This window comes from Nocardioides sp. NPDC057577, assembly GCF_042801335.1.
In the GTDB taxonomy this organism is placed as follows: Bacteria; Actinomycetota; Actinomycetes; order Propionibacteriales; family Nocardioidaceae; genus Nocardioides.
In genome coordinates, this window is the sequence record NZ_JBHVGB010000199.1 from 1 (window position 1) to 10,772 (window position 10,772).

Below are 10,772 nucleotides of genomic sequence, written 5' to 3' on the forward strand. Positions count from 1 at the left end.
GGTCTGGGTTGCTCCCCGCCTCGAAGACTGAGGATGGCTCAGTTGCCGCCGTCCAGCTTCTCCGCCTCGTTCTTGGCGGTCTCGACGCCCTGGTCGATCTGGTCGCTGAACTTGCCACCGGTCTTCTCGTCGGCGAACTCGCCGGCCTTGTCCAGGCCCTCGCCGACCTTGTCGGCGCCGACCTTGTCGACGCCCTGCCCGATGAGATCCTTTGCCTTGTCCAAGAAGCTCATGCTTCCCCCTTTGGATCGGTGGCTCCCCGTATGAGCCAACTTGCGGCCAGACTAACTGCATGGAGTACGACAGCAACAGGGGGACACGCGACCCGGATGGGCCGCATGGACTACGTGACTTGGGATCTTTTCCCCTATCTGCCACCCCGATCGTGGCCGTCGTCGGAGCCACCGCGGCAGGGAAGACGTCGCTCTCCCTCGACCTCGCCGAGACACTCGGCGGCGACATCATCAACACCGACGCGATGCAGGTCTACCGCGGCATGGACATCGGGACGGCGAAGCTGCCGGTCGCGGAGCGGCGCGGGATCCCGCACCACCTCCTCGACCTCCTCGACATCGCCGAACCGGCCTCCGTCGCCGACTTCCAGGCGCTGGCGCGCGAGGAGATCGCGACGCTTCGCAAGGCCGGGAAGACCCCCGTGCTGGTCGGCGGCAGCGCTCTCTACACGCGAGCGATCCTGGACCGGTTCGAGTTCCCCGGGACCTCGAACGAGGTGCGGGAGCGTCTGGAGAAGGAGCTCGAAACCGCAGGTGAGAAGGCACTTCACGACCGTCTGCGAGAGCTGGACCCGGTCGCGGCCGAGCGGATCGAGATCGACAACGGCCGCCGGGTCGTACGCGCTCTGGAGGTCATCGAGCTGACCGGCGAGCCGTTCAGCGCACGACTGCCGGAGCAGGTCTACCACGACCCGGCCTCCATCCAGATCGGCGTCGACATCTCCCGGGAGGCACTGGACGTACGCATCCGGCAGCGCGTCTCGGAGATGTTCGACTCCGGCTTCGTCGAGGAGGTGGCCCGGCTCCTGGAGGCCGGTCTGGGGCGGTCGCGGACTGCGTCGAAGGCCATCGGCTACCAGGAGGTCGCCGTCTACCTTGCGGGGGAGACGACGCTGGAGGACGCCATGGAGCGGACGGCGATCAAGACCCGTCAGTTCGCCCGGCGGCAGGATGCCTGGTTCCGCAAGGATCCGCGGGTCGTCTGGGTCTCGTACGACGATCCGTCCCGCCTCGAGAAGGCAGTCGCAGCGGTGCGGGCGGTGGCGGTGTGAGCGGGGTGAGCGGGGTGAGCGGGGTGAGCGGGAACGAGCGTGACCGGCTGCGGGAGCTCCTGGACGCGGTGCTCGACGGTGCCGACGACGGGGAGCCGCGCACGCTGGCGCAGATGGCCGGCGACGCCTACACCTCGCCCTATCACTTCAACCGGCTGCTCTCCCGGGGTGCGGGCGAGCCGCCGGTCGCGATGCGACGCCGGGTGATGCTGGAGCGGGCCGCCTGGCAGCTGCAGCACGGTGGCACGGTGACCGATGCGGCCTGGGCTGCCGGGTACGAGTCCGTGGAGGGGTTCTCGCGGGCCTATGCGAAGGCCTTCGGGCACCCGCCGAGCACCGCCGCGGTCAGCCACTGGCTGCCGGCCCCGAACGGGATCCACTTCCATCCGCCGGAGTCGCTGTGGGTCGACTCCCAGGAGCGGGTGCTCTCGCCGCTGACCGAGCAGCTCGTCATGCACGACCTCGACGACACCAGAGCCCTGCTCGACCTCGCCAAGTCCCTGCCCGCGGAGGTGCTCACCCAGGTGCGGCTGGCCGGCCACGAGGTGCTGGAGTGGGACGGCCCGGAGGAGTCGCTCGCACAGGTCCTGGAGGCGACGGTGTGGGCCAAGGAGTGCTGGGTGGCCTCCGTCGAGGGACTCTCCATGCCGGTCCGGAGCCGCACCGACTCGGTCGTCGCGCTGGTCGAGCGGCACGAGGCCGTGGCCGCGCGGTGGTTGGCGGTCGTGCGTGACATCGAGCGCCGCGGCGCCTGGGAGGACCGGCTCATCGACGCCCTGTGCGAGCCGCCGGAGAGCTTCCAGATCGGGTCGGTGGTCGCCCACGTCCTGACGTACGCAGCCCATCGGCGTCTGCTGGTCCGGATGATGCTCCGGATGGCCGGTGTCGAGGTCGACCGGGGCGACCCGATCGAGTGGCTGCGGGCCCGCCGGGGCGAGGTACCGACGGCCTGAGCGACCGCGAAATGGATTCGGCCGCCCGCGGGCACGCCTCGTACCCTGAGCCCCGTGACCCCTACCTGGACTGAGATCAGCACGCTCGAGGAGCTCGTCGACCTGGTCGGCGTCCCGAACGAGCGGGCGGCGACCAAGGGGCGCCCGGCGCTCCTCGACATCGACAGGCAGTGGCTCGCCGCGACGCCGTTCTGCGTGCTCGCGACCTCGGACACCGCCGGCAACTGCGACGCCTCGCCCAAGGGGGACCCGGCCGGGTCACTGGTGCACGTCATCGACGACAGGACGATCGCGATCGCGGAGCGGCCGGGCAACAAGCGGGTCGACGGCTATCGCAACGTGATCGCCAACCCCCACGTCGGGCTCAACTTCCTGATCCCGGGCCGCGGCGACACGCTGCGGATCAACGGCCGTGCCCGACTGGTCTCGGACGCACCGTTCTTCGACGAGATGGTCGTGAAGGGCAAGCGGCCGATCCTCGCCCTGGTCGTCGACATCGACGACATCTTCTTCCACTGCGCGAAGGCGTTCCTGCGCTCGGGTCTGTGGGACCCGGAGACGTGGGACCCCGACCACCTCCCCAAGCGCGCGGTCATCGCCAAGCAGGTCGAGAACGACCCGCGTACGCTTGCGGAGATGGAGGACTACTACCGCACCGACACCTACTCGAAGTCCCTCTACTGATGTCCTACGCATACGTGCTGGGACACGGCACGGAGAACGACTTCGTGCTGCTGCCGGACCTCGACGGCTCGGTGCACGGCGCCCTCTCGGACGAGGAGATGGCCGACCGGGTGCGGGCGCTGTGCGACCGCCGGGCCGGCATCGGCGGCGATGGCATCCTGCGAGTGATCCGGACCGCCGCCTACACCGGTGACGACCGCCCGGTCAGCGACGCGGAGTGGTTCATGGACTACCGCAATGCCGACGGCACCGTGGCCGAGATGTGCGGCAACGGCACCCGGGTCTTCGCGGAGTATCTGCGCTCCGCCGGTCTCGCCGGCGACGAGGTCACCTTCGCGACGCGGGCCGGTGACAAGACCCTGCGCGCGGACGGGGACGTCTGGACCGCCGACCTGGGCTCGCCGAAGCTGCTCGGGTCGACCCAGGTCACCGTCGCCCACCACTTCTGGTCGGCCTGCAACGTCGACATGGGCAACCCGCACGCGGCCGCCGAGGTCGAGTCGATCGACCCGCACGGCCCCGTCGGTGACCTCTACGACTCCCCGGTCTTCGACGAGGCGGTCTATCCGCACGGGGTCAACGTGGAGTTCTTCGCACGCGTCGCCGATCGCCACGTCGCGATGCGGGTCTTCGAGCGAGGCGCCGGCGAGACCCGCTCCTGCGGCACCGGAGCGTGCGCGGTGATGGTCGCGGCCGCCGAGGCCGACGGTCTCGCGATCGCTCGCGAGTCCGACGTGACGTACCGCGTGGATGTGCCGGGTGGCACCCTCCACGTCACCTGGACGACCGACGACCGCGTCCTGCTCACCGGACCGGCGATCCTGGTCGCCGAGGGCGTCACGTCGCTCTGAACGCGAGACGGTTAACGGGTATTCACCCTCGTGAGGGTGGTCACGTCTAGGGTGCTGCCCATGGAGTTGACTGATAGCACAGCGATCGTTACCGGAGCGGCCAGCGGGATCGGGGCGGCGACCGCCCGGGCGCTGGCGGCCAAGGGCGCGACGGTGATCGTCGCGGACATGCAGAAGGACAAGGGCGAGGCCCTGGCGGAGGAGATCAAGGGGCTGTTCGTGCCCGTTGATGTGACCGACACCGACCAGATCACCAACGCCGTGGAGAGGGCCGTGGAGATCGCGCCGCTGAAGGCGGTGGTCAACTCGGCCGGGATCGGCTGGGCCCAGCGGACGATCGGACGCGACGGTCAGATCGGCTCGGCGCACGACCTGGATGCGTACAAGAAGGTCATCGCGATCAACCTGATCGGCACCTTCGACATGTGCCGCCAGGCGGCGACCTACATCAGCCGCAACGAGCCGGACGCCAACGGCCAGCGCGGCGCGATCGTCAACCTGGCCAGCGTGGCGGCCTTCGACGGCCAGATCGGGCAGGTGTCCTACTCCTCGTCCAAGGGCGGCGTCGTCGGACTCACCCTCCCGCTCGCGCGCGACCTCGCCGCGGTCGGCATCCGCGTCAACACCGTCGCCCCGGGGCTGATCGACACCCCGATCTACGGCGAGGGCCCGGACTCGGAGGCGTTCAAGGCCAAGCTCGGCGAGAGCGTGCTGTTCCCGCACCGGCTCGGTGAGCCGGCGGAGCTGGCCAGCATGGTCGTGGAGTGTCTGACCAACGACTACATGAACGGCGAGACGATCCGCGTCGACGGCGGCATCCGGATGCCACCGAAGTAACAGGACGCAAGTAGTACCCCGACGGCTGGCGCACCGCTAATGTGTGCGCCAGCCGCGGACCGTTTCAGACCGTTCCGCGGACGTCGGAGCAAGGGGAGTTCGCATGTCCGATAAGGCGGACACCGGTACGTCGAAGGCGCTCGCGATCATCGAGCCCGACCCCACGGGGCCGGCGGGTCCGAGGAAGCCCCCGCGCGAGCCACGACTGACGCGGGAGACGATCGGGGTGATCGCCGGCGCGGCCGGCGTGCTGGCCGTATGCCTGATCGCGACCGCGCTGGTCGCCAGCGGCGAGTCGGCCTCGAGCGGTGACCGGACCTGCCTCGGACCGCAGATGACGGTCGCGGTGGCTCCCGAGGTGGCGACCGTCGTGGGCAACATTCTCGAGGACGCCGGCTGTGGCCAGTTCGAGGTGGAGGCGGCCAAGACCGACAAGGTCCTCCAGCCGCTGGCGCTCGACGGCGATCTCCCCGACGTATGGATCCCTGACTCCTCGCTCTGGCTGGACCGGATCGACCCGGCCGTCGAGCCGGTGACGCTGCGGGCCTCGATGGCCTCATCGCCGGTCGTGCTCGTCTCCGGTGACGGCCTGGCCCGCACCTCCTTCGCCGAGGCCTTCGCCGAGGACGACCTGCTGATGGGTGACCCCCAGCGGATGATGAGCGCGCTCGGCACGGCCGTCGCGAGCCGGGGCAAGCCCCAGAGCGAGGCCAAGCTGGCGCCGTACGCAGAGCGGATCGCCTCCGGCGAGGAGGGCGCCGGGCCGACGGACTCGGGGCGCCTGGCGGAGCTGCAGACGGTCATGAGCGGGGTGACCGCGACCAGTGAGCAGCAGTGGTCGACCTACGCGCCGTCGCTCAAGGCCACTGCGCCGAAGGAGGGCACGGTGGTCCTCGACTACCCGGTCCTGATCACCGCGGACCCCTCGCGCCGCAACTCGATCGCCGCCTCGATCACCAGCTTCGCCCGGGTGCTCGACAGCGGCGCCGCCGACACCGCGCTGACCCAGGCCGGGTTCCGCACCAGCGGCGCCGGCAAGCCGGCCCCCAACGTGGGCGCGTACACCCTGGTCGACCCGGCCACGGTGGCGAAGACGGCCTCGGAGTGGAACGCCAGACTTCGGCCGACCCGGGCGATCGCGGTCATGGACGTCTCGGGCTCGATGGCCTGGCCGTCCGCTCCCGACAGCGCCACCACCCGACTCCAGCTCACCCAGGAGGCGGCGTCGGAGGCCGTGAGTCTCCTTCCCGGTGGCGCCGCGATCGGGCTCTGGGCCTTCTCCGAGAAGACCGAGGGCACGCTGGGCGCCGACCACAAGGTGCTCGTTCCCACCCGTCAGCTGGCGACGAAGGACCAGCGTGCGCAGCTGACCGCGGAGATCGCCGGTCTCACCGCACGCACCGGTGGCGGCACCTCCCTGCACGACACGGCGCTGGCGGCCTACCAGGCCGCGGTCGCCGCCTACGACCCGCTGGCCTCCAACGACGTGCTCCTCTTCACCGACGGCACCAACGACGATCCCGACTCCATCGACGTGGCAGAGCTCGTACGCCAGCTGGAGGCTGCCTCCGACCCGCGGCGGCCGGTCCGTGTCCTCGGGATCGGGATCACCGCCGACGCCGACCTCGGCACGCTGCAGGCGATCGCCGATGCGACCGGCGGGGCTGCGTACGTCGCCGAGCGGCCCGAGGATGTCGGACAGGTCCTTCGAGAGGCGCTCGAGCAGCGCTGAGACCGGCCCCGGATCGAGCCCGCGGATAAGCATTGTCCCCCGGGTGGAGCGGCGCCGTATCCTTGTTGGTATATGACGAACAACGCACACGAATTCTCACTCGCTGACGAGCTCGAGGCCACCGAGGACTGGGACGCGCTCGACGACAGCTTCGAGTCCGGCTACGCCGACGAGGATCCCGAGGACACCGACCCCACCGTCGGTGCGATGGAGCTCGCCGAGCGCCACGCGCTCAAGCGCGTCGCCAGCCTGCGCACCGAGCTCGAGGACATCACCGAGGTCGAATACCGCCAGCTTCGCCTGGAGCGAGTGGTGCTCGTGGGCGTGTGGGCCGGCGGCACCCAGACCGACGCCGAGAACTCCCTGGCCGAGCTCGCGCTCCTCGCCGAGACGGCCGGCTCAGAGGTGCTCGAGGCGATCTACCAGCGTCGCCAGGCGCCGGACCCCGCGACGTACATCGGACGCGGCAAGGTCGAGGCGCTCAAGGAGATCGTCGCCGCGACCGGCGCCGACACCGTGATCGCCGACGGCGAGCTGGCGCCGAGCCAGCTCAGGAACCTCGAGGACCGCACCGGGGTCAAGGTCGTCGACCGGACCGCGCTGATCCTCGACATCTTCGCCCAGCACGCCAAGTCCCGCGAGGGCCAGGCGCAGGTGGAGCTCGCCCAGCTCAGCTACATGAAGCAGCGGCTTCGTGGTTGGGGTGGCAACCTGTCCCGCCAGGCCGGTGGCCGGGTCGCCGGTGGTGCCGGTATCGGTGGCCGTGGTCCCGGTGAGACCAAGATCGAGACCGACCGTCGCCGGATCAACACCAAGATCGCCAAGCTCAACCGTGAGCTGAAGGCGATGAAGGGCACCCGCGACACCAAGCGCGCCGACCGCAAGCGTCACCAGGTCCCGGCGGTCGCGATCGCCGGCTACACCAACGCCGGCAAGTCGTCGCTGCTCAACCGGCTGACCGGTGCCGGGGTGCTCGTCGAGGACGCCCTTTTCGCGACCCTGGATCCGACCACCCGGAAGACGACGACGGAGGACGGCCGCGTCTACACGATGTCCGACACCGTCGGTTTCGTGCGTCACCTGCCCCACCAGCTCGTCGAGGCGTTCCGCTCGACGCTGGAGGAGGTCGCCGACGCCGACCTGGTCGTGCACGTGGTCGACGGTTCCCACCCCGACCCCGAGGGTCAGCTGGCGGCGGTGCGCGAGGTCTTCGCCGAGATCGGTGCCAGCGAGGTGCCGGAGCTGGTCGTGATCAACAAGGCCGACATCTCCGACCCGCTGGTGATCGCCAGGCTGCTGCGCGCCGAGCCCCACTCGGTCGCGGTCTCTGCCAAGACCGGCGAGGGCATCGACGCGGCCATCAAGGCCGTCGAGACCGACCTGCCGCGGCCGGGCGTGGAGTTCTCCGCACTGCTTCCCTACGAGCGGGGTGACCTGGTCAACCGGATCCATCAGCACGGCGAGATCGACCACCTCGAGCACACTGCCGAAGGCACCGTCGTGAAGGGCCGCGCCAACGCGGACCTGGCCGGTGAGCTGGCTGCTTACTCTGCTTGATCTTGGACGCTGATCCGGCGTTGCGACATTGGCGATGCCGAGCTCGTCCCTCACACTTGGGACGATCAGTCGTCGGAGAGGGCAGGGATGCGCACAGAGGTACGCCACGCGGCGCGCGCCACGATCGTGGGCGCGCTGGCCGGTGCTGTCCTGGTGGCCATGCTCGCAGGCTGTGCCAGCAAGGACGAGGGCGTGCTCCCGGGACAGAAGGCCAGCCACGAGTCCGAGCTGACCCAGGACCTGTGCACTCGGCTGGCCGCCGAGTCGGTGACCCGCGCCTCCGTGGTGACCGGAGCCGGCGAGCGCGTCGTGGTGATCGGTGACTCCTGGGCCTCCGGCTTCGGGCTGGACGACCCAGGACTGTCCTGGCCGCGCTATCTCGACGGTGAGGTGCGCGTCTCCGGTTTCGGCGGCACCGGATACTCGCACGCGCTGATGGAGCGGTGCGGCCCGATCTCGTTCCCCGAGCGTGTCCCCGACGCGGTGGCGCAAGGGGCCGACCTGGTCGTGCTCGAGGGTGGGATCAACGACTCCAAGAGCGATCTCGACGACGTCGAGAAGGGCTTCCGGGCCACCCTGGACGAGCTGGAGGACCACGAGGTCATCGTGCTCAGCGCGCCCAAGGTGAACTCCCGTGCCAAGGCCATCAGGGCCGTCAACAAGATGATGCGGCGGGTCTCGGCGGAGTACGGGGTGACCTACATCAACGTCTTCGACCTCGAGCTGCCCATGCTCGAGGACAACACCCACCTGACGGTCGCGGGTCACATGCAGTTCGGGGAGATCGTCGCCCGCCGGATCGCGGAGAGCCGATCGGAGACTGTCCCCGCGCACGGCTAAGGTTGCCCGAGTGACCGCAACCGACATCGCCTCCCAGACGCCAGTACGTGAAGCCCTGGCGGATGCGGTCGCGACCCTCGGCGGAGCCACCCGCGAGGGTCAGGTGATGATGGCCGACGCGGTCGCGCAGGCCCTGGTCGACGAGGAGCACCTGCTGGTCGAGGCCGGCACCGGCACCGGGAAGTCGCTGGCCTACCTGGTCCCCTCCTTGCTCCACGACAGCCGGGTCGTGATCGCCACCGCGACCCTGGCGCTGCAGCACCAGCTCGTCGAGCGCGACCTGCCGCGCCTGGTCAAGGCGATCGGCACGCGCCCCGGCGTCGACGCGTCCTACGCCGTCCTCAAGGGCCGCTCCAACTACGCCTGCCTCCACCGGGTGCGCGAGGGAGCTCCCGACGACCAGGGCACCCTGGTCGACGTCCCGCTGGGTCCGATGGCCGAGAAGGTCCTCGAGCTGCGCAGCTGGGCCGAGAAGGAGGCGGAGAAGGGCGGCAGCGGCGAGCGTGACTCCGCGCCCCGCCACACCGACCGTGAGTGGCGCCAGGTCTCCGTCAACCACCGCGACTGCCTCGGCGCCGCCAAGTGCCCCTTCGGCGAGGAATGCTTCGTCGAGGTCGCTCGCGACAAGGCCCAGAAGAGCCACCTGATCGTCACCAACCACTCCCTGCTCGCGATCGACGCGATCGAGGGCGTGCCGATGATCCCGGAGTACGACGCCGTGGTGATCGACGAGGCCCACGAGCTCGTCGCCCGGGTGACCCAGGCGGCGACCGACGAGCTGACCGCGGCGGAGGTGGAGCGGGCCGCCCGGCGGGCCCAGAAGCACATCGAGGGCTCCGAGGCCGACGACCTGGCCGACGCCTCCGACGCGTTGCGGGCCGCGATCAACGAGAGCTCACCAGGGCGGTTCGTGACCCTCCCGGAGGTCATCTCCGACGCGCTCGTGCTGGTGCGCGACGCCGCCCGGTCCGCGATCTCGGCGCTCCCGAAGCCGAAGGACTCCGACAGTGCCGACCCCGGCTTCCAGCAGGCCAAGGGCGGCCTGCAGGAGGTCTTCACGACCGCCGAGCGGATGGCCGCCGCCTCCGAGCACGACGTGATCTGGCTCAACGAGGGCGGCGACAGGATCCCGCCCCGACTCTGCGTGGCTCCGCTCCAGGTCTGGGCGCAGATGCGCGAGAAGCTGCTCACCGAGAAGACCGTCGTCTTCGCCTCGGCGACCCTCAAGCTCGGTGGCGACTTCGGCCCCGTGGCCGGATCTCTCGGGCTCAAGGCGGAGGAGCGCACGGAGGTGGGCGCCGGGGCGCAGCGTACCGATGACGTGCTGCCGTGGATCGGGCTCGATGTCGGCAGCCCGTTCGACTACGGCAAGCAGGGGATCCTCTACGTCGCCCGACACCTGCCTCCTCCCGGGCGCGACGGGATGGGTGCCAAGACCCTCGACGAGATCGTCGACCTGGTCGACGCCGCCGACGGGCGTACGCTCGGGCTCTTCTCGTCCCGGCGTGCCGCCGAGGCCGCCGCCGAGGTCGTGCGCCAGAAGCTGCCTCATCTGACCACGCTGGCCCAGGGCGACGCCCAGCTGCCCGAGCTCGCCGCGCAGTTCGTCGCCGACCCGCACACGGTGCTCTTCGGCACGCTGTCGCTGTGGCAGGGCCTCGACGTCCCCGGCGACACCTGCCAGCTCGTGATCATCGACAGGATCCCGTTCCCGCGGCCCGACGACCCGCTGATGTCGGCCCGGCAGCAGGCGGCCGACAAGGCCGGCGGCAACGGGTTCATGCAGGTCGCCGCCACCCATGCGGCCCTGTTGCTCGCGCAGGGTGCCGGCCGGTTGATCCGCACCACCACCGACCGTGGTGTCGTGGCCGTGCTCGATGCCCGCCTGGCCACCGCCCGTTACGGCGGATTCCTCAAGGCCAGCCTGCCGCCGATGTGGGCCACGACCGATCCCGACGTCGTACGCAAGGCACTCAAGCGTCTCTCGGAGCTGGCCTCGGCCTGATCTTCGCCGAGTCGGCTCGTTCTGACCG

At 70.2% G+C, this 10,772-nt stretch carries 10 protein-coding genes; 9 read left to right on the top strand and 1 reads right to left on the bottom strand.

Features of this window, described 5'->3' with window-relative positions; translation table 11 throughout:
• Positions 1-38: 38 nt before the first annotated feature.
• Positions 39-233, bottom strand: coding sequence for an antitoxin (locus tag ACFU7D_RS25965; protein ID WP_091051581.1), 195 nt, complete (start codon positions 231-233; stop codon positions 39-41).
• A gap of 119 nt (positions 234-352) precedes the next feature.
• On the opposite strand from ACFU7D_RS25965, the gene miaA reads away from it, so the two are divergent.
• The 9 genes from miaA to ACFU7D_RS26010 all read left to right on the top strand — a co-directional run bounded on the left by miaA (position 353) and on the right by ACFU7D_RS26010 (position 10,744).
• Positions 353-1,285 carry a tRNA (adenosine(37)-N6)-dimethylallyltransferase MiaA gene (gene miaA / locus ACFU7D_RS25970; protein WP_378872848.1) on the top strand — a complete coding sequence of 311 codons (933 nt, stop codon included), beginning with the start codon at positions 353-355 and terminating at the stop codon, positions 1,283-1,285.
• 23 nt (positions 1,286-1,308) lie between these two features.
• Positions 1,309-2,238 (top strand): helix-turn-helix domain-containing protein, encoded by a 930-nt coding sequence (locus ACFU7D_RS25975; protein ID WP_378872850.1) that lies wholly within the window; start codon positions 1,309-1,311, stop codon positions 2,236-2,238.
• A gap of 54 nt (positions 2,239-2,292) precedes the next feature.
• Entirely contained in the window at positions 2,293-2,922 is a 630-nt protein-coding gene (locus ACFU7D_RS25980; RefSeq protein ID WP_378726114.1) for a pyridoxamine 5'-phosphate oxidase family protein, read from the top strand.
• On the top strand, positions 2,922-3,773 hold the full coding sequence (gene dapF, locus ACFU7D_RS25985) for a diaminopimelate epimerase (protein ID WP_378872852.1): 852 nt from the start codon (positions 2,922-2,924) through the stop codon (positions 3,771-3,773). Before ACFU7D_RS25980 ends, dapF begins: the two co-directional genes overlap by 1 nt.
• Before the next feature lie 60 nt (positions 3,774-3,833).
• Positions 3,834-4,610 carry an SDR family NAD(P)-dependent oxidoreductase gene (locus ACFU7D_RS25990; protein ID WP_378872855.1) on the top strand — a complete coding sequence of 259 codons (777 nt, stop codon included), beginning with the start codon at positions 3,834-3,836 and terminating at the stop codon, positions 4,608-4,610.
• Between the two features lie 103 nt (positions 4,611-4,713).
• The gene (locus ACFU7D_RS25995) at positions 4,714-6,342 is read left to right on the top strand and encodes a VWA domain-containing protein (RefSeq protein ID WP_378872858.1); all 1,629 of its coding nucleotides are present in this window, start codon (positions 4,714-4,716) and stop codon (positions 6,340-6,342) included.
• 72 nt (positions 6,343-6,414) lie between these two features.
• On the top strand, positions 6,415-7,899 hold the full coding sequence (gene hflX, locus ACFU7D_RS26000; protein ID WP_378872860.1) for a GTPase HflX: 1,485 nt from the start codon (positions 6,415-6,417) through the stop codon (positions 7,897-7,899).
• Between the two features lie 87 nt (positions 7,900-7,986).
• Entirely contained in the window at positions 7,987-8,739 is a 753-nt protein-coding gene (locus ACFU7D_RS26005; protein WP_378726122.1) for an SGNH/GDSL hydrolase family protein, read from the top strand.
• A 10-nt stretch (positions 8,740-8,749) separates the two neighbouring features.
• On the top strand, positions 8,750-10,744 hold the full coding sequence (locus ACFU7D_RS26010; protein WP_378726124.1) for an ATP-dependent DNA helicase: 1,995 nt from the start codon (positions 8,750-8,752) through the stop codon (positions 10,742-10,744).
• The last annotated feature ends 28 nt before the right edge of the window (positions 10,745-10,772 follow it).